General features: G+C 69.9%; 15 protein-coding genes. All 15 read right to left on the bottom strand.

Translation table 11 applies throughout. The features are described from left to right. Position 1 precedes the first annotated feature (1 nt). The 15 genes from BW991_RS16495 to BW991_RS24375 all read right to left on the bottom strand — a co-directional run bounded on the left by BW991_RS16495 (position 2) and on the right by BW991_RS24375 (position 18,152). Entirely contained in the window at positions 2-643 is a 642-nt protein-coding gene (locus BW991_RS16495; RefSeq protein WP_076603209.1) for a PepSY-associated TM helix domain-containing protein, read from the bottom strand. Between the two features lie 250 nt (positions 644-893). Beyond that, a complete protein-coding gene (locus BW991_RS16500; protein WP_076603210.1) occupies positions 894-3,020 on the bottom strand; it encodes a TonB-dependent receptor in 2,127 nt (708 codons plus the stop codon). A 492-nt stretch (positions 3,021-3,512) separates the two neighbouring features. Further along, positions 3,513-5,708, bottom strand: a complete 2,196-nt coding sequence (locus tag BW991_RS16505) for a xanthine dehydrogenase family protein molybdopterin-binding subunit (RefSeq protein WP_076603211.1) — start codon at positions 5,706-5,708, stop codon at positions 3,513-3,515. Next, positions 5,705-6,178: a (2Fe-2S)-binding protein gene (locus BW991_RS16510; protein WP_076603212.1), complete on the bottom strand. Its 474-nt coding sequence runs from the start codon at positions 6,176-6,178 to the stop codon at positions 5,705-5,707. The genes BW991_RS16505 and BW991_RS16510 overlap by 4 nt, the downstream gene beginning before the upstream one ends. Positions 6,179-6,272: 94 nt before the next feature. Further along, entirely contained in the window at positions 6,273-7,667 is a 1,395-nt protein-coding gene (locus BW991_RS16515; protein ID WP_076603213.1) for a 4Fe-4S binding protein, read from the bottom strand. Next, positions 7,664-8,482, bottom strand: a complete 819-nt coding sequence (locus tag BW991_RS16520) for an FTR1 family iron permease (protein WP_076603214.1) — start codon at positions 8,480-8,482, stop codon at positions 7,664-7,666. Before BW991_RS16520 ends, BW991_RS16515 begins: the two co-directional genes overlap by 4 nt. A gap of 21 nt (positions 8,483-8,503) precedes the next feature. Beyond that, on the bottom strand, positions 8,504-8,857 hold the full coding sequence (locus tag BW991_RS16525; RefSeq protein WP_076603215.1) for a cupredoxin domain-containing protein: 354 nt from the start codon (positions 8,855-8,857) through the stop codon (positions 8,504-8,506). A gap of 78 nt (positions 8,858-8,935) precedes the next feature. Next, entirely contained in the window at positions 8,936-10,447 is a 1,512-nt protein-coding gene (locus BW991_RS16530) for a carbohydrate porin (RefSeq protein ID WP_076603216.1), read from the bottom strand. After that, the gene (locus tag BW991_RS16535) at positions 10,447-10,992 is read right to left on the bottom strand and encodes an iron transporter (protein WP_076603217.1); all 546 of its coding nucleotides are present in this window, start codon (positions 10,990-10,992) and stop codon (positions 10,447-10,449) included. The genes BW991_RS16530 and BW991_RS16535 overlap by 1 nt, the downstream gene beginning before the upstream one ends. 211 nt (positions 10,993-11,203) lie before the next feature. Next, positions 11,204-12,619 (bottom strand): efflux transporter outer membrane subunit, encoded by a 1,416-nt coding sequence (locus BW991_RS16540; RefSeq protein WP_076603218.1) that lies wholly within the window; start codon positions 12,617-12,619, stop codon positions 11,204-11,206. Between the two features lie 7 nt (positions 12,620-12,626). Beyond that, positions 12,627-14,615 (bottom strand): MacB family efflux pump subunit, encoded by a 1,989-nt coding sequence (locus BW991_RS16545; protein WP_244551729.1) that lies wholly within the window; start codon positions 14,613-14,615, stop codon positions 12,627-12,629. Next, positions 14,612-15,907 (bottom strand): efflux RND transporter periplasmic adaptor subunit, encoded by a 1,296-nt coding sequence (locus BW991_RS16550; protein ID WP_076603219.1) that lies wholly within the window; start codon positions 15,905-15,907, stop codon positions 14,612-14,614. Before BW991_RS16550 ends, BW991_RS16545 begins: the two co-directional genes overlap by 4 nt. A 261-nt stretch (positions 15,908-16,168) precedes the next feature. Continuing rightward, positions 16,169-16,585 (bottom strand): ExbD/TolR family protein, encoded by a 417-nt coding sequence (locus tag BW991_RS16555; protein ID WP_076603220.1) that lies wholly within the window; start codon positions 16,583-16,585, stop codon positions 16,169-16,171. After that, positions 16,585-17,340 (bottom strand): MotA/TolQ/ExbB proton channel family protein, encoded by a 756-nt coding sequence (locus tag BW991_RS16560; protein ID WP_076603221.1) that lies wholly within the window; start codon positions 17,338-17,340, stop codon positions 16,585-16,587. The genes BW991_RS16555 and BW991_RS16560 overlap by 1 nt, the downstream gene beginning before the upstream one ends. A gap of 2 nt (positions 17,341-17,342) precedes the next feature. Then, entirely contained in the window at positions 17,343-18,152 is an 810-nt protein-coding gene (locus BW991_RS24375) for an energy transducer TonB (protein WP_084205122.1), read from the bottom strand. Between the last annotated feature and the right edge of the window lie 15 nt (positions 18,153-18,167).

Consider the following 18,167-nt stretch of genomic DNA (forward strand, 5'->3'; position numbering starts at 1 on the left):
TTCAGCCCGCGAACCACGCCAGCCCGGTCGCGACGGCGAGGCCGCCGCTCGCGAGCAGCGCGAGCCGTCGCGGTGAGCCGTGCAGCCGGCCCCACAGCCAGAAGCCGGACAGGCCGAGAAAGGCGAGGCCGAGCGCGGCGGCGTCCGACAGCAGCACCCAAGCGGGACCCGTGCCGATCGCCATGTGCAGGCGTGCGAGGTAGAGCCACAGGTTGGGCTTGGTGCGCTTGGCTTCGGCCTGGCTGCTGCCCACCCAGTAGTCGATCTGCACCGTTTCCGAAGGCGTGTCCGCGCGCAGGATCCAGCGCTCGGGTTGCCGGATGTCGCCGCCGCCCCAGCCCACCGCCTTTGCGGGTTCGACGCGGGGCTTGAGCGTCGCCGCGTCGAGTCCCAGCGCCGGCGCGAGCGCCGCGGCGAGCGCCGCAGGATCGGCAGGTCTCGCCTCGATGGGCAGCAGCTGGGTGACCTCCTTGCGGTCGAGCGCGGGGATCTTCATCTCGGCGCGGTGGTTGAGCAGGAAGCCGGTGGTCGCGAACAGCAGCAGCATCGCGGCGAGCGCAAGGCCGAACCAGGCGTGGATGCGGCGCAGCCACTTCTGCGAGTTGCCGCGATGGCTGGGCGGGCGGTGGTGGAGGTGGATCACGGCGGGCTCAGAAGCTCAGTTTTGCGGAGAGGCGGAGTGTACGCGGCATGCCGACCGCGAGCAGCGGACTGTTGGAATTGACGCGGCTGTCGCCGGCCGCGGCCCAGTAGCGCTCGTCGGTGACGTTCTCGAGGTTCGCGACGAGGCAGCGTCGAGCCTGGTGCGGTAACGCGCGCCGAGTCGTGGCAGGTGAAAGCGTCGACCCGGGCCTGATCCCGGCCGTCGGCAGGCGGCCGGGAGGACGAGACGATCAGAAGCGATAGGTCGCCGTTGCCTGCAGCGTGCGCGGTGCGCCGGGCTGGTTCAGGCCATTGACGCTGCCGTGGGCGGTCGCCCAGTACTCGCGGTCGAAGACGTTCTTGAGGTTGAACGCGAGGTCGTAGGCCTTGCTGCGGTAGAGCAGCGCCGCGTCGAACACCGCGAAGCCGGGCAGGCGCACGAGGTTGTCGGGCGAGGCGTACTGCGAGGCCTGCGCGTGCACGCCGCCGCCGAGGCTCCAGCCGCGGCCCAGTTCGCGCGTCACCCAGATCGAACCGCTGTGGCGCGGCGTGAGCGCGGCGTTCTTGCCCTCGAAGGGCACGGTGACGCGGCGGGTGCCGAAGTTCGCCCCGCCGGTGGCGGTCGATTTCACGATCTCGGTGTCGAGGTACGCATAGCCGGCGTGGACCTGCCAGCCCGGCGCCGGGCGGCCGGAGATCGACAGCTCCAGGCCGTCGGTGCGCTGCTCGCCGGCATTGATCGTCTGGCGCGTGGCCGGATCGGTGATCTTCATGTCTTCGCGCACGAGCTGGAAGATCGACGCGCCGGCCGACAGCGCGCCGCCGAGGAAGTCCCACTTCGCGCCGATCTCGTGGTTGGTGGTGATCTCGGGGTCGGCGTCGACGTTGGAGGCGGAGAGCTGGAACTGCTCGGCCGAGGGCTGGAAGGAGCGCGACACGGAGGCGTAGTAGGCTTGGCTCGCATCCGGCTGCCACACAAGGCCGGCGCGCGGGCTCCATTCGCGGTCGGTGCGCTCGAAGTCGGGCTTGGTCGCCTCGGTGGTCTTCTGGCGGTACTCGTCATGCCGCACGCCGACCAGCGCCTTCCACTGCTCGCCGAGTGCGATCTGGTCCTGCACGTAGAAGGCGGTGCTGTCCTGCGTGGTGACGTTGTCGATGGTGCGCGAGTTGGGCGCGCGCGTCGTGTAGGGCGGGATCGCGCCGCCGGGGTTGTAGAGCGGCACGCGGTCGATGCCGATCCAGTTGTCGATGTCGAGGCCCTTGTCCTGGGTGCCGACCTCGATGCCGTAGAGCAGCGTGTGCTGCAGGCCGCCGAGCTTCACGCGCTGGGTGAGTTCGAGCTGGTTGAACCAGCCTTCCTCGTCGCGCACGACGTGGCCGTGGGTGCGCTGCATCATGAGCTGGCCGCCGGAGAGCGTGTAGGCGCTGCCCGAGCGGTACAGGGTGTTGTCGCGGTCGAGCTTGAAGTCGTAGTAGCGCAGCACGTTGCGCAGCGACCATGTGTCGTTGAAGCGGTGCGACAGGGTCGCCGTCGCGGTGTTCATCGTCGCGGTGGTCGTGTCGTCGCGATCGGCGTTGCCGGAGCCGTAGTAAGTGTCGTGATCGACGTCGAGCGGGCGGCCGTTGTTGTCGGGGATGCCGAAGTCGGTCGGGCGGCGGTCGCGGTTGTGCGAGAGCTGCAGCAGCAGGCGCGTGTCCTCGCCGAGCTTGAGGTCGACCGAGGGCGCGATGGCCTCGCGCTTGAGGAAGGACTCGTCGCGGAAGCCGGTGGAGTCCTCGAAGGCACCGGTCAGGCGGAAGGCGTGGCCGCCCGTGCCTAGCGCACCGGCGGTGTCGAAGCTGATGCGCTTTTCGCCTTCGCTGTCGAGCTGCACGGTGATCTCGCGGATCGCCTGCGTCGTCGGCAGCTTGCTCACGCGATTGATGATGCCGCCCGAGGAGCCGCGGCCGTAGAGCACTGCGGCGGGACCTTTCAGGACCTCGATGCGTTCGGTGTTGGACAGGTCGCGGAAGTACAGCGCGTCGTCGCGCACGCCATCGACAAAAGTGTCGCCGATCGCGGTGAAGCCGCGGATCGCGAACTGGTCGCGCTGGCCGTCGCCCATGTTGAGCGTCACGCCGGGCACGTTCTGCAGCGCGTCGGCGAGCGAGCGCACGCCCTGGTCGGCGATCAGCTCGGGGCCGACGACGTTCACGGTCTGCGGGATGTCGCGCAGCGGGGCGGTGCCCTTCGTCGCGGAGGACGAGACGAGCGGGTTGTAGGACGGCGCGGCGGCGCCCTGTTCGGCGGTGACGGTGACGGCGGGCAGGGTGGCCTGGGCGGCAGCGAGGGCGGGCAGCGCAGCCGCGATCGCCACGGCGAGGGTGGTGGGACGCATGGGGACTCCGGTCGGGACGTTTCTGGCTGGCGATCCGTCCGGAGGCGGCGGAATGGCTGGCTGGGAGGTGTGTTCTGAGGGCGGATTGTATTGCAGTGTGTAAATGCGAATCAATCGCAAATAAGATTCGTTGTATTTACACCACCACCTGCCGCGCAAGGTACGCAGATGCATCGTGTTGCGAAGGCATGTCATTTGCGATGCGAACACGTTCTCGAGCGTGACGTCCGCAAGCCGGCGGTTTCCGACCGGTCACAGCTGGCGCACACGGGGCCGTACCGTACCGATAGTTCATCGACGGCAAGCGAGGCGACGTCTCTACCCTGTCAACCAGGGCTCATGCAGGAGTAGAAAGATGTCATCCGTCCCCGGCTGAAGCCGGTCGTGTATGCCTTGCTCGCCGCAAGCGCCTGCGGCAATGCTTCGAGCGCCTGTACGACGAGCGCACCGCCGACCGCGGCATTCCCTCGCAGGGCGCCCGCCCTTACTCCGTCAGGCCTTCAGCTGCTCGCCGATCGGCAGCGTGCGGATGCGCTTGCCGGTCGCGGCGAACAGCGCATTCACGAGCGCCGGCGCGAGCGGCGGCACGCCCGGTTCGCCGACTCCGGTCGGTTTCGCAGCCGAGCGCACGATATGCACCTCGACGCGCGGCATCTGGTCGATGCGCAGGATCGGGTAGTCGTGGAAGTTCGACTGCTCGACCACCCCGTCCCTGAGCGTGATCGCGCCGCTGAGCGCGGCGGCAAGCCCGAAGCCGATTCCGCCTTCCATCTGCGCGCGGATCACGTCCGGATTCACGGCGATGCCGCAATCCACCGCACACACGACGCGATCGACGGTGAAACCGCCGTCGGCTGCGACCGTGACCTCGACCACCTGCGCGACGAAGGTGTTGAAGGACTCGTGCACCGCGACGCCGCGACCGCGCCGGCCTGTCTGCGCCGGCGCGAGCGGCTTGCTCCAGCCGGCCTTGTCGGCGGCGAGCTTCAGCACGCCGGCGTGGCGCGGGTGCGCGCCGAGGAGGTCGAGCCGGTACGCGACCGGATCGGCCCCCGCGGCCGTCGCCAGCTCGTCGAGGAAGACCTCGGCCGCGAACGCGGTGTGGGTCGAGCCCACCGAGCGCCACCACAGCACCGGTACCTTCACGTCCTTGCTCGTCGTGTGCAGTTCGACCTGCAGGTTGGGGATCGCATAGGGCAGGTTCGCCGCGCCTTCGACCGAGGTCGCGTCGACGCCGTCCTTGACCATCGCGGCCTCTAACGCCGTGCCGGCGAGGATCGACTGGCCGACGATGCGCTGCGACCACGCGAGCGGCTTGCCCTGCGCATCGAGCGCGGCGCGCAGGCGGTGCAGGTACAGCGGCCGGTAGTAGCCGGCGCGCATGTCGTCCTCGCGCGACCACACCAGCTTCACCGGCGCCTCGCCGCGGATCGCCTTCACGATGTGCGCCGTCTCCAGCACGTAATCGGCGGCCGGGTTCGCGCGCCGGCCGAAACTGCCACCGGCGAACAGCATGTTGAGCTTCACCTGCTCGGGCTTGAGGCCGAAGAAGGCGGCCAGCGTGTATTGGTCGCCGGTCTGGAACTGCTCGCCGTTCCACACCTCGCAGCCTTGTGCATCGACGCGCATCACGCAGTTGAGCGGCTCCATCGGCGCATGCGCGAGGTAGGGGAAGGCGTATTCCGCTTCCAGCGCCTTTGCGCCCTCGATCAAGGCCTTGTCCGTGTCGCCGTCGCGGCGCGCGACCAGCCCCGGCGTCACGGCGAGTTTCCGGTAGTCGGCGAAGATCTGCGCGGAGCTGCCGCGGTAGGCAGCGCTGTCGTCCCAGTCGATCTGCAGCGCGTCGCGCCCCTTCTTTGCGGTCCAGTAGTCGCGCGCCAGCACCGCGACGCCCTGCGGGATGCGCTCCACGCGCACCACGCCGGGCACCGCGCGCGCCGCCCGTTCATCGACTGCGCGCACGGTCGCGCCGAAGCGCGGCGGGTGCGCGACGACCGCGACGAGCATCCCCGGCAGCTTCACGTCCTGCGTGAACTGCGCGCGGCCGGTGGTCTTCTCGACGCTGTCCTTGCGCGGCACGTGGCGCCCGATCAGCGTGAAGTCCTTGGGATCCTTCAGGCGCACTTCCTGCGGCACCGCCTGTTTCGCCGCGGCCTCGGCCAGTTCGCCGAAGCTCGCCTTGCGGCCGCTCTTCGCATGGCTGACGACGCCCGCCCTGATGCGGATCTCGCCGGCCGGCACCTTCCAGCGCGCCGCCGCCGCCTGCACCAGCATTGCCCGCGCGCTCGCGCCCGCCTGGCGCAGTTGCTCGTAGGAGTTGGCGATCGCGGTGCTGCCGCCGGTGCCCTGCGACGGGCCGAAGAGCAGATTGTTGTAGCGCTTGGCGTCGGCCGGGGCGCCTTCGACGACGACCTGCGCCCAGTCGGCGTCCAGTTCCTCGGCGACCAGGGTCGCGAGGCCGGTGTATGTGCCCTGGCCCATCTCCAGATGCTTGGCGATGACCGTCACGCGGTTGTCGCTGCCGATGCGCACGAAGGTATTCGGCGCGAAGGCGGCTTCCTCGCCCTGCGATTCCTTCGCCGCGGCGGCCAGCGCGGAACCTGCGCCCGGCAGCACCAGCCCCAGCGTGAGGCCGGCGCCGGCCTTGAGGAAGTCGCGACGCGACACGTTCTCGATGCGGCTCGTCATGCCGTGCCCCTCCCCGCGAGGTTCTTCGCGGCTTCGTGGATCGCGGCGCGGATGCGCACGTAGGTCGCGCAGCGGCACAGGTTGCCGGCCATCGCCGCGTCGATGTCCGCGTCGCTCGGCCGCGGTGTCTTCGCCAGCAATGCGGTGGCCGCCATGATCTGGCCGGACTGGCAGTAGCCGCACTGCACGACGTCGAGCTTCTGCCACGCCGCCTGCACCGCCGCGCCGACGCGGTTCCTGCCGACCTGTTCGATGGTCGTGACGTGCTTGTCGGCAACCGCCGAGACCGGCGTCGAACAGGACTTCACCGCGATGCCGTCGACATGCACCGTGCACGCGCCGCACAGCCCCATGCCGCAGCCGAACTTGGTGCCGGTGAGTTCCTGGCCGTCGCGCAGCACCCACAGCAACGGGGTGTCCTCGGGCATGGAGGAGTTGACCTTCTGCCCGTTGAGGATGAATCGGGTCATCGCAATCTCCTGTCGGGGCGGCCCCGGTCTCTAGCCGGGATGCCGATGACCAACAGGTTAGATTATTTATGTTGCAAGATCGACCCGGCGCGCATTACCAGACGTAATACATCAGTACCCAGGGCACGACCGCGGCCGCGGTGCCCGCGCCGAACGCCAGCAGGGCGCCGATGCGCCGCAGCGTCGGCGCCGTGGTGCGGCGGACGTGGATGGCCGCCAGACCCAGGCTCGCCAGCGTCGCCGCCACGAGCAGCGTGGCGCGCGCTTCCGGCAGCGCCGTGAGGATCACCCCTTCGGCGGCGAGCAGGGTGACCGTGAGGCCCGAGAGCCCGAGGAACACGCCGGCGCCGCCGAGCGGGATCAGCGCATAGGCGAGCCGCAGGCGCGCGGCCGTGTCGCCGAGCAGGCCGGCGGCGATGCGCAACCACAGCGTGATCCAGCCGCCGAGCACCAGCGCCGTGACGCCGATGTACGCAAGGATCATGATCCCGTCGAGCCACGTGAATACGTCGTTCGTTTCGGGGTAGTGGGTCAGCAGCCACCACGGGATGTCGTCACCGAGCAGCGCGAAGGCGTCGCGCTCGACCAGCCACTCCGCGGCGGCGAGTTTCGCGCGCACGAACCACGGCGAGGCCGACCACTGGAAGGCGCCGATCGCGGTGCCGATGATGCCGAACACCAGCAGGCGCACTTCCCAGCGGTCCGCGTCCTGCGCGTCGAGCTGCGCGACCTCGCTGCCGGGCACGCGCGCGGCGAGGCTCACCGCGTCGCGATGCCCCGCGCAGCGCCCGCACATGTGGCAGTCGGCGGCGCTCTCCATGCGGCGGATGTCCACCAGCGGCGCGCAGTTGATCGGGATCACCTTTTTCGCGCCATACGACTCCCATGCCGCGCGGTCGGTGCGGAAATGCACCGGCGCGAGCCGCGACAGCAGGCCGAACACACCGTTCACCGGGCACAGGTGGCGGCACCACACGCGCTTGCCGCGGCCATAGACCAGGCCCACGGCGATCGCCGCGACGGTCGATCCGCCCAGCACCAGCAATGCCGCCTTGGGGTACTCGTACACGCTCACGAGCTGGCCATATACCGTCGTGCCGAGGAAGGCGACGAAGGGCCAGCCACCCCACTTGATCCAGCGCGGCACCGGGCGGCCGAGGCCGAAGCGCGACACCTGCTCGGAGACGAAACCCTCCGGGCACATCACGCCGCACCACACGCGCCCCATCAGCATCATCGACACCAGCACGAAGGGCCACCAGATGCCCCAGAAGGCGAACTGCGCGAAGAGCGTCAGGTTGTTCCACAGGCGCGCGTCCGAGTCCGGCAGCGGCAGGAAGGCGGGCGTGACGACGAGGAACAGGTAGGCAGCGAGGATCGCCCACTGCACGCCGACGATCCAGCCGCGATGGCGGCGCATCAGCTCGCCCACGCGGGCAAGGCGCGGGCGGGCGGAGGCAGCGGCGGTTGGCATGGCGCAGGTGTTCATGCCGCGGCCCTCTGCTGCAGCCGCCCGAGCAGCGCGATCACGCCCCAGTAGCCCAGCCACGCGATCAGCACCATCAACGAGGGCTGCGCGCGATAGCCGGCGAAGGCTGCGGCGATGCCGCCCGCCGTGCTGCCGTCGGCGAGCAGCGCCGAGCTGTCCCACACCGGCTCGATGAGCGGCGGCAGCCACTCCATGTCGATCAGGCGCTCGACGCCCGATACCAGCAGTGCCGCCGCGAGCAGCAACAGCACGATCTCGCTCGCGCGGAAGAACAGGCGCCCCGGCAACCAGCGCGCGCCCGACAGGATCACCCACGCGGTCGCCAGCGCCAGCGCGAAGCCGATGCCCGCGCCCGCGAACAGGCGAGCGAGCGTTTCGCCGGACTGCTCCATCGCCAGTCCGTACAGGAACAGCACGGTTTCCGCCCCCTCGCGGCCCACCGCGATCGCCGCCAGTATGGCGACCGACGCGCCGCCGGCCGAATCCGCGGCGCGTGAGAGGCCGGCCTCCAGTTCGCGCTTCATGTGGCGTCCGTGCGAGCGCATCCACAGCACCATGTGCGTGATCAGGCCGGCGGCGGCAAACACGATCGCGGTCTGGAACAGGTCCAGCGCGTCGGCCGCGAGCCACCCATGCACGCCCAGCATCGTCAGTGCGAGGAAGCCCGCGAGCGCGAGTCCGCCGCCGATGCCCGCCCACAGGTGATGCACGCCGATCCGGGTGTCTCCGCGTTCGCGGATCCACGCGAGCAGGATGCTGATGATCAGGATCGCCTCGACGCTCTCGCGCCATACGATGAATAGTGCGTTGCCCATGCTGCCGGCCTCCCGAAGTGCTTACTTGGCGACGAAACGGCCCTTCGCCGTGTCGGGGTGGAACTCGCCGAAGAACGGATAGGAGCCCGGCTTCAACGGCGGAAAGATGGTGCTGCGGGTCACGCCCGGGCCCACCACGAGCTCCTTGAACGGCGTGCTCGTCTCGAACTCTTCGGGGCCGACGTTGCGGTTCGTCAGTTGCAGGCGGAAGCGCGTGTTGGCGGGCACTTCGATCGTCTCGGGCGTGAAGCGGCCGTTCTCCGCGACGACCTCGAAGGTCGGCATGTCGGCGCGCGCAAGGGCAGGTGCCGCGAGGACGGCGGCGGCAAGGGCGAGGCTGCGGACGGAGGCGATCAGGCTGGCTGGAATCTTCATGGCTGGCGGGTTCTCACCGTGGAAATGCAAAAGCCCCGCCCGGCGGAAAGCCGGGCAGGGCGAAAGGAGCGTTGGCGCTCAGAACGCATACAGGGCGCGCACCCCGAAGGCGGTCATGTTCTTCGCGTCGCGGTTCGCCGCAGCGCGGCGCACGTACTGCAGGTCGGGCGTCAGCGACAGCTGGTCGTTCAGGTGCCAGCGGTAGTACAGCTCGGCCACCTGTTCGGCTCCGCTCGGCGTGTAGCCGAAGAGGAAGTTGCCGTCGCCGTCCTGCAGGTCGGCGGCTTCGCGGCGGAAGTCCTTGCTTGCGCGCAGCCAACCCCACGCGAGGCCGACGCTGTCGGCACCGCGGCCCCACGCATCGCCCATGAGCTCGGCGCCGACCGTGACGGCGCGATCGAACGCGGCCTTGCCCGAGGTCGCCTGGCCGTAGCGGGCGAACAGCGTCACGTCCTCATGCACGCGCTGGTCGACGCTCGCGCCCCAGCCGGTCGCCGTGTCGCGCGAGCCGTCGAAGCCCTCGTACTGGCCGTTGCGCCACGCGTACAGGCGGTAGGTGCCGTCGAAGCCGTAGTTCTTGCGTCCGTATTCCAGCTGGCCGATGACGAAGGGCTTGTCGAAGCTGCGCCCGAACTGCGCGCCTTCGCCGGCACCGAACGCGGCGAGCGAAACCTGCCACCAGTCCGGCTTGTCCATCTCGTTGCGGTAGGCCAGACGCAGGCCGGGGGTGAAGCCGTAGCTGTCGGCGCCGACCGCCCCGCCCGAATCGAGCATCGGGTTATGCACGAAGACGTTGTTGAGGAATTTCTCCGCCTCGTTGTCGGCGATCGCGTTCTGGTCGAAGAACACGAAGGGGTCCATCTTGCCGACGGTGAACTGCAGCTTGTGTGGCGCGTCCTCGCCCCCCGCGCCGAGTGGCGTCGTCAGCTGATACCACGCCTGCGCGACGATCGCGTAGGTCTCCTCCGAACCGCCGCCCGCCTGGAATGCGAGGCTGTTGAAGGCGCCGGTGAAGGTCGGATTCAGGCGCGTGAAGCTGTCGCCCTGGCCCACGCGCAGCTGGGTGAAGAACTCCCCCTTGCCCTCGCCGATGTCGCCGGCCGGCAGCGTGATGCCGAGGTCGCCGCGCCACGAGAGCTGCGATTCGCGCTCGCCGTTGTCGCGCGCGCGGCTGTTGATCTGCTGCGCCACCGCGGCGACGCTGCCCTCGATCGCGATCCCTTCGAGCGCGCTGGCGAGCTTGGCGGGGGCCGCGATCGCGTTCGTGCGCTCCTCGACGGCCTTCAGGCGGATCGCCAGCTCGGGGTCGCGTTCGCTGATCCGGTCGCTCTCCAGGCTCGCGGTCAGTTCCTGGTTCGCCTGCTCCAGCGCCTGCACGCGCTGCGCGAGGGCGGATGCCGGCGCCGCAGTACCCGCAGCGAGTTTCGCCTCAAGCTCGGTGTTGCGTTTCTCGAGCTTTTCGACGCGCTCGGCCAGGCGTTTCAGCTCCGCGATGAGCTTGTCCTGCGCCGTCGGTGCCGCCTGGCTCGCGCACGACAGACCCGCCACGGCGATGGCGATCGCCGTGCGGGCAATGCGTGCGGCCCTCATCAGTAGCCGCCCTTCTTGCCGATGCCGGCATAGGTGAATTCGTTCTCGACCTCGAAGGCCTTGAACCACGGACGCACGCCGGTGGCGCGGTCGGTGTGGCGCCCGAAGTGGCTGCCGTGGCTCGCGCCCGGCGGCAGGATCGTGTACTTGACCTTGTACTTGCCCGGGCCCGCGAGCTTGATGTTGTCGCCGTAGTGCGGACCGTCGCTCGCGACCATGGGCATGAACTCGCCGGCGAGCTTCCAGTCGCTGCCGACCTTGGCGATCTCGAACTTCACCGTCAGGTAGGGAATCCAGCTGCCTTCCTCGAAGCCGTTGGGGTTGTTCGCCAGCGCACGGATGTCGGCCTCGATATGAACGTCGGTTTCGGCTGCCTTCTTCATCATGCCTTCCGGCTCCATGTCGATCGGCTGCAGGTACACGGCCGCGATCTCCATGCCGTTGCGCTGCTGCGGCGCGCCGATCGGATATTCGAGGGCCTGTGCCGAGAACGACAGGGCTGCGAGAGTGGCCACGGCAAGGGAGCGGAACGGGAGACGGAGCATGAGGCTTTCCTTTTTTCTGGCTGATGCTGGGAATGATCGTGGATACGCAAATCGCTTGAATGCTGATGCAAATAATAACGACAATGAGAATTAGTCGCAATAGAGATCGAGCCCCGATTCGTGTGGCGAGGGGTGCCGGCGGCCTTCGGAGCCTTCGGCTGTGCACCGAACGCGCTGGTCGGTACGCGACTTTCGGGGAGGATCTGTGCCGTCAGCCGGGCGTGGATCCTTCCGTGGCGGACCAGCCGCCGCCGAGCGCCTTGTAGAGATCCACGGTGCCCGTGAGGCGGGCGAGCCGCAGCTGGGCGAGCTGGTCCTGCGCCTGGAACAGCGTGCGCTGCGCGTCGAGCACCGTCAGCAGCTCGTCCGCCCCTTCGCGGTAGCGCATCTCGGCAAGGCGCAGGCTGCGCGCCGCCTCGCGGCTGATCTCCTGCTGGCTGTCCTCGAGGCGGCGGTCGCGGTCGGCGTTGCCGAGGGCGTCCTCGACCTCCTTCAGCGCGACATGCACGGCGGAGCGGTAGTTTTCGACCAGCGCCCGCCGCCGCGAACGTGCCGCTTCGACCTCGTTGCGCAGGCGCCCGCCGTCGAACAGGCTATGCGTGAGCCCGGCCGTCAGGCCCAGCGTGCTGGCGGGATTCGCGAGCGAAAGCAGCGCCGTGCTTGCGAGGCCGGCCGAGCCGGCAAGATCGATGCGCGGCAGCAAGGCCGCGCGCGCCGCCGCGACATCGGCGTCGGCCGCGGCGAGCTGGGCCTCGGCGCTGGCGAGATCAGGTCGGCGCGTGAGCAGTTCGGCGGGCATGCCGGGGGCGACCGGCGGGATCGCGAGGGTCGTGAAGGATTCGGCCGCGAGGCTGAAATCCGGCGGCGCCTGCCCGACGAGGAGCGCCAGCGCGCTATGCGTCTGGCGTTCGAGCGTCTCCAGCGGCAGCAGGGCGGCACGCTGTGCGAGCACGGTGCTGCGCTGGCGGCTCACGTCGAGGGCGGACGCCGCGCCGTTGCGGTAACGCGCTTCGACGATGCCGAACACGCGCTCCGCGATCGCGAGGTTGTCGCGCGCAATGACCAGCCGCTCGCGCGCGGCGAGCAGTTGGAAATAGGTGTTGGCGACGCTGGCGACCAGCGTCAGGCGTGCCGCGTCGTGATCGTGGCGGCTGGCGGTGAAGCTTGCTTCCGCGCCGCGCACGTTGGCAGCGATGCGGCCCCACAGGTCCACTTCGTAGTTGACCGACAGGCTCGCGCCGGATGATTCGCTGTCGACCGAGCGTCCGCCGCCGCCCGGATCGCTGCGCCGCCATGCGGTGTCGCCGCCGATGCCGGCCGAGGGCAGCAGCGACGCACCGGCCACGCGCAGCGCGATCTCGGCCTGGCGGACGCGCTCGACTGCAGCGCGGAAATCCGGATTGTCCGCGACTGCCGCAGTGACCAGGGATTCCAGCCGGGCCGACGCGAAGCCGCGCCACCACAGGCGGTCGGGCTGAAGTGCGCCGTTCGCGGCAGGTTCGGTCCAGCCTGCGGGGACGGCGACGTCGGCGCGCGTCGCCGGTTCGGTGACCGCGCATGCGGACAATGCGAGCAGCAGGCTCGTAGCGAGCGCCGGAGCGAGCCGGCGCGGAGGAATGCGGTTCATCGAGGGATCACTCCGACGCAAGGGCGACGACCGGGTCGAGGCGGGCGGCCTTGCGCGCGGGCAGGTAGCCGAAGATCAGGCCGGTGGCGAAGGCGCAGCCGAAGGCGAGCAGCACGGGGGGCAGCGAATACACGACAGGCTTGTCGAAGGCTTCGATCACTGCCGCGGCGCCCAGGCCGACGGCGACCCCGATCAGTCCGCCCAGCGCCGACACGACCAGCGCTTCGATCAGGAACTGCTGCAGGATGTTCTTCATGCGCGCACCGGTCGCCATGCGGATGCCGATCTCGCGCGTGCGCTCGGTGACCGACACCAGCATGATGTTCATGACGCCGATGCCGCCCACCAGCAGCGAGATCGCCGCGACGGTGCCGAGCAGCACGGTCAGCGTGTTCTGCGTTTCCGACGCGCTCTCGATCACCTGCGCCATGTTGCGGATCTGGAAGTCCTCGATGCCGGAATGGCGCGCCTGCAGCAGCGCGCGCACGGCCTCCTGCGTGTCGTCGATCTGCTCGACATCCTCCACCGCGACGATGGCGCTGCGCAGGTGGCGCTGGCCGGTCAGGCGCAGGCTGCCGGTCGAGAAGGGCACGAAGATCACGTCGTCCTGGTCCGAGCCCCACGGCGTCGCGCCCATCGGTCCCATCACTCCGACCACCTGGAACACGAGGTTATTCACCAGCACGTACTTGCCGATCGGATCCTCGTCGCCGAACAGGGCCTTCGCGACCGTCTGGCCGACCGTGGCGACCGTCGCATAGCGGCGCTCGTCGGCGGCGCTGAAGAAGGTGCCCTGCGCGACCGGCCAGTCGCGCGCGATGGTGTAATCGGCGCCGGTCGCCGTCGCCGAGGTGCGGTGGTCGGCGTTGCCGTAGCGCACCGTCACGCCGGTGCTCTGTTCCGGCACCGCGGCGAGCACGTTGGGCAGCTCGATGATGGCCGCGACGTCCTCGCGCACCAGCGTCGCGGTCGTGTCCCGACCGCGCTGGTTGGGCGCGCCGGGCCGCACCGTGAGGAGGTTCGTGCCCATCGCGCTGATGCGGTCGATGACGTCCTGCTTGGCGCCGTCGCCGATCGCCAGCATCGCGATCACCGCCGCGACGCCGATGACGATGCCCAGCAGCGTGAGCGCCGCACGGAACAGGTTGGCGCGCAGCGCCCGCAGCGCCGTGCGGGTCGCCTCGACGAGGTCCGACAGGTGCGAGGTGCGGTCGATGTGCGGGGCGAAGTCGGGCTCGGGATCCACCGGCGGCCGCGGGCCCGGATCCGAGACGACGCTGCCGTCGCGGATCTCGATGATGCGCTGAGCCTGGTCGGCAACCTCGCGCTCATGCGTGATCAGGATGATCGTGTGCCCCGCCGCCGACAGCTCGCGCAGCAGCTGCATGACCTCCGCGCCGCTCTTGCTGTCGAGTGCGCCGGTCGGCTCGTCGGCAAGGATCACGCGGCCGCCGTTCATAAGCGCACGAGCGATCGACACGCGCTGCTGCTGGCCGCCGGAAAGCTGGCTGGGGCGGTTGGTGGTGCGGTCGCCCAGACCCAGGGTCGTCAGCAATTGGATCGCGCGTGTATGGCGTTCGGCCGGCGGCATGCCCGAGTAGACCGCCGGCACCTCGACGTTTTCGCGCGCGCTGGCGCCGCCGATCAGGTTGTAGCTCTGGAACACGAAGCCGAAAGTCTCGCGTCGCAGGCGCGCCAGCTCGTCGCGCTCGAATCCGGCGACGTCCCGCCCCATGAAGCGATAGGTGCCGGTGCTCGGACGGTCGAGGCAGCCGAGGATGTTCATCAGCGTCGACTTGCCCGAACCCGAGCTGCCGACGATGGCGACGAACTCGCCTGGGTAGATCGTCAGGTCGATGCCGTGCAGCACCTCGACGGCGAGCTCGCCGGTGCGGAAGGTCTTGGTGACGCCCGACAGCTCGATCAGCGGCTCGCCAGACGGCCGGCGCCGGGGCGAATCCGGGTCCAGTCCGGCGATCAGCGGTTCGGCTTTCATATGCGTGGCGTGCGGCGCGGTGCGCTGGCGTTGGCGCCCTTGTCCGCGGGGGCCATGCCCGACACGATCCGTTCCCCTTCCTCGAGGCCGGACAGGACCTGGGCGTGGATGCGGCTGCGCACGCCGATCTCGACCTGGCGGTCCTGCAGCGGTCCTTCCGCCGGCGCGACCTTGATCGTCACCGTGCGCGCCGCGCCGCCTGCACCCTTCTTCGTGTCGGGCCCCTTGGGGGCGTCGGCGCCCGGTGCGCCGGCGGGGCGCGCGTCCCCGCCCGCGGCCGCGGTCTTCATGCGTTCCGCGCGACCGCTGCGGCCGGCGGCCAGCGCCGACATCGGCACGAGCAGCGTGTCCTTCGCCGAGGCGACGACGAAGAACACCTGTGCGGTCATCTGCGTCATCAGCGCCTGGTTCGGGTTGGAGACGTCGAACAGCGCGTTGTAGAGCACGACGTTGTTCTGCACCACCGGTGTCGGCTCGACTTTGCGCAGCTTGCCCTCCCAGCGCCGTCCCTCGCCGCCGAGGATGGTGAAGTAGGCGTCCATGCCGAGGCGCAGGCGGCTCACGTCCGCCTCCGAGACCTGGGTCTGCACCGTCATCGTCGACAGGTCCGCGACGCGCAGGATGACGGGCGCCTGCTGGCTCGCGATCAGCGTCTGGCCCTGGCGCGCGGTGATCGACACGACGGTGCCGGAAATCGGCGCGTAGATGCGCGCGTAGTTCAGGTTGGCCTCGTCCGCGCGCAGGTTGGAGTCGGTCTGGTCGATCTGCGCCTTGATCGCCTCGACCTGCGCCTGCGCCGACAGCAGCGCGGCCTCCGCGTTCTGCAGGGTCTCGCGCGTCGTGGCGTCCTCGGCCATCAGGTTGCGCTGGCGCTTCACCTGCACATCGGCCAGCGTGCGGCTCGCCTCGCGGTCCATCAGCTGGGCGCGCAGGTTGCGCAGCTGCGCGCGGGTCGCATCGACGCGGCTCTGCAATACGACCGGGTCGATCTCGGCGAGCAGATCGCCCGCCTTCACCTCGGAGCCGACTTCGACATGGATCTTCTTCAGCTGGCCCGACACCTGCGCGCCGACATCGACGTAGTCGCGCGGCTGCAGCGTCCCGGTGGCCGTGACGACGTCCTCGATGTCGCCGCGTGTCACGGTCGCGAACTGGTAGCGCGCCAGCTCGTCGGGCGGCGCGAAATACTTGGTCCACGCGAACCAGCCGCCCGCTCCCAGCACGCCCAGTGCGACCAGGGCAATCACGGCGCGGCGCAGTCGGCGCGGCTTGGGCGCGGGGGTGGAGGTCATGTTTTCGTTCGGCAGGTTGTTGGGTTGAGCGTTGAAGTTTCGCCGCAGGGCTGCGGCTTGGCAAATGGATATTCCGCGGCGCAGGCGCAATGCCGCGCGCACAGCGAGATCGCAGCCAAGGATAGCGAATGCCCGTTTCCGGTTTGTATCGTATTGCAGCGCGGGGTTCCCCGGCGCAGGGCGCGCCGGGGCCGGCGGGGGAGCTTGCCGGAGAGGCGGGGAGGGGGTAACGCGCACCGGGGGCCGGGCGGCCCCCGTCGGTCAGTGCTCGGGAACGGTGATGAAGCCCATCTTCTGGATGCCTGCGGCGCGCGCCGCCGACATGATCTCGGCGAGCTTCTGGTAGCGCGTCTCGCGGTCGGCGCGCAGATGCAGCTCCGGCTGCACCGGCTGGGCCGCCGCGGTGGCGAGCCGCGTGGCCAGTTCCTCGTCGCCGATCTTCCGGTCGTTCCAGTACAGCGCGCCGGCCGCGTCGAGCGCCAGCGTCACGGTGTCGGGCTTCTCGTTGTTGGCCTGGCTGGCCGCGGTCGGCAGGTCGATCTTGACCGAGTGCGTGAGCAGCGGTGCCGTGATCATGAACACGATCAGCAGCACCAGCATCACGTCGATGAGGGGGACCATGTTGATCTCGCTCATCGGCGCCGAGCCGCCCTGCTCGTTGAAGCTGCCGAAGGCCATCACGCCGCTCCCGCGAGCTTGGCCGCCGCAGCCGGTGTAACGGCGCGCGGGGCCTGCTCGGCGGGGGCGCTCGCCAGGCGCGTCCCGGTCGTGAACCATGCCAGCAGGTCGTGCGCAAAGGCATCGAGTTCGGAGAGCTCGAGCCGGTTCGCCCGCGTGAAGGTGTTGTACGCGAGCACGGCCGGAATCGCGACGAACAGCCCGAAGGCCGTCATGATCAGCGCCTCGCCCACCGGGCCGGCGACCTTGTCGAGCGTCGCGGCGCCCGAGGTGCTGATGCCGATCAGGGCGTGGTAGATGCCCCACACGGTACCGAACAGGCCGACGAAGGGTGCGGTCGAGCCGATCGAGGCGAGCACCGTGAGTCCCGATTCGAGCTGCGCGGTCGACAGGGCGATCGACTTGCGCAGCGCGCGCGTGACGAATTCGTCGGCGTCGAGCTTGCCGCCCAGTGTGTCCGCGGCGGTATGGCGGCGCAGGTGCTCGGCCGCGGCCGCACCCTGGCGCGCGAGCGCCTCGAAGGGCGAGTCCGGCGCGACCTGCGACACGCGGCGCAGGCCCTCGTCGAGGCTGGCTGCGCTCCAGAAGCCCTCGACCGCGCTGTCGAAGCGGCGGGCGCGCAACTGGCGCGTCGTGCGTACGGCGATCAGATACCAGCTTGCGACAGACATCACCACGAGGGTGAAGGCGACGAGTTTGATGACGATATCCGACTGGGCCCAAAGGTGGGACAGCCCGAAAGTGTCGGTGAGCATGTTCAGTTTCCTTCGAGTTTGAATACGATGGGGACGATGACCGCCGCGGCGACGGGCTGCCCGCCCTGTTTTGCCGGCACGAAGCGCCAGCGCTGCACCGCCTCGCGGGCAGCAGTGTCGAGGCGTGCGAACCCGGAACTTTCCGCCAGATCGACCTGCGCGGGCAAGCCCTCGGCGGTGACCTGCACGCGCAGCATCACCCTGCCCTCCTCGCGCATGCGGCGCGACAGGGGCGGGTAGGCGGGCGCGGGGTTGTTCAGGTAGGCCGCGTCGAAACGGGCGGCAATTACGGCAGGCGGCGCTTCGGGGGCAGGGCGCGCCGGCGGCGCGGGCGGGGCCGGAGGCGTCGGCGCGACGGCCTCGCGTGCGGGTTCCGGCGTCGCCTGCGGCGGGGGCGTTTCGCTGCGGATCGCAGTCGGCGCTTCGGTCACCTGCGGAGCGGGTTTCGGTGCGCGCGTCTGCGGGCGCGGTGTCGGCTTCGGCGGCGGTTCGACGACGGGCCGGGGCGGGGGCGGCGCCACGCTCGGCAGGGGCACGGGCAGTTCGATCAATGCCACCGAAATCGGCGTTTCGGCCACGACGGCGGGTTGCCGGGCAAGCTGCGCCAGGGCGGCGAGGCCGGCGGCGTGGGCGAGCACCACCAGCACGAAAAGCAGCGGCCGCTCGCGGCGACCTTTGCGTGCGGCGCGCGCGGTGACCGGCTCCTGCGGCGCCGCCGGTTCGCGCGGCGGCGCAAAACCGGGCGGCCGACGCCCCGAGGGGTTCGGCAGCGGCGCGAAGGAAGCCGAAGGCAGGGCGTGGGACTGGGCCATGTGTAGCCGGACGTG

Source organism: Aromatoleum tolulyticum (assembly GCF_900156155.1).
Classification (GTDB): domain Bacteria; phylum Pseudomonadota; class Gammaproteobacteria; order Burkholderiales; family Rhodocyclaceae; genus Aromatoleum; species Aromatoleum tolulyticum.

What these genes read in the sequence shown, in the direction of transcription:
- BW991_RS16500 (WP_076603210.1), bottom strand. Translation starts at nt 3,020, where the DNA reads ATGCGTCCCACCACCCTCGCCGTGGCGATCGCGGCTGCGCTGCCCGCC.
- BW991_RS16505 (WP_076603211.1), bottom strand. Translation starts at nt 5,708, where the DNA reads ATGACGAGCCGCATCGAGAACGTGTCGCGTCGCGACTTCCTCAAGGCC.
- BW991_RS16510 (WP_076603212.1), bottom strand. Translation starts at nt 6,178, where the DNA reads ATGACCCGATTCATCCTCAACGGGCAGAAGGTCAACTCCTCCATGCCC.
- BW991_RS16515 (WP_076603213.1), bottom strand. Translation starts at nt 7,667, where the DNA reads ATGAACACCTGCGCCATGCCAACCGCCGCTGCCTCCGCCCGCCCGCGC.
- BW991_RS16520 (WP_076603214.1), bottom strand. Translation starts at nt 8,482, where the DNA reads ATGGGCAACGCACTATTCATCGTATGGCGCGAGAGCGTCGAGGCGATC.
- BW991_RS16525 (WP_076603215.1), bottom strand. Translation starts at nt 8,857, where the DNA reads ATGAAGATTCCAGCCAGCCTGATCGCCTCCGTCCGCAGCCTCGCCCTT.
- BW991_RS16530 (WP_076603216.1), bottom strand. Translation starts at nt 10,447, where the DNA reads ATGAGGGCCGCACGCATTGCCCGCACGGCGATCGCCATCGCCGTGGCG.
- BW991_RS16535 (WP_076603217.1), bottom strand. Translation starts at nt 10,992, where the DNA reads ATGCTCCGTCTCCCGTTCCGCTCCCTTGCCGTGGCCACTCTCGCAGCC.
- BW991_RS16540 (WP_076603218.1), bottom strand. Translation starts at nt 12,619, where the DNA reads ATGAACCGCATTCCTCCGCGCCGGCTCGCTCCGGCGCTCGCTACGAGC.
- BW991_RS16545 (WP_244551729.1), bottom strand. Translation starts at nt 14,615, where the DNA reads ATGAAAGCCGAACCGCTGATCGCCGGACTGGACCCGGATTCGCCCCGG.
- BW991_RS16550 (WP_076603219.1), bottom strand. Translation starts at nt 15,907, where the DNA reads ATGACCTCCACCCCCGCGCCCAAGCCGCGCCGACTGCGCCGCGCCGTG.
- BW991_RS16555 (WP_076603220.1), bottom strand. Translation starts at nt 16,585, where the DNA reads ATGGCCTTCGGCAGCTTCAACGAGCAGGGCGGCTCGGCGCCGATGAGC.
- BW991_RS16560 (WP_076603221.1), bottom strand. Translation starts at nt 17,340, where the DNA reads ATGCTCACCGACACTTTCGGGCTGTCCCACCTTTGGGCCCAGTCGGAT.
- BW991_RS24375 (WP_084205122.1), bottom strand. Translation starts at nt 18,152, where the DNA reads ATGGCCCAGTCCCACGCCCTGCCTTCGGCTTCCTTCGCGCCGCTGCCG.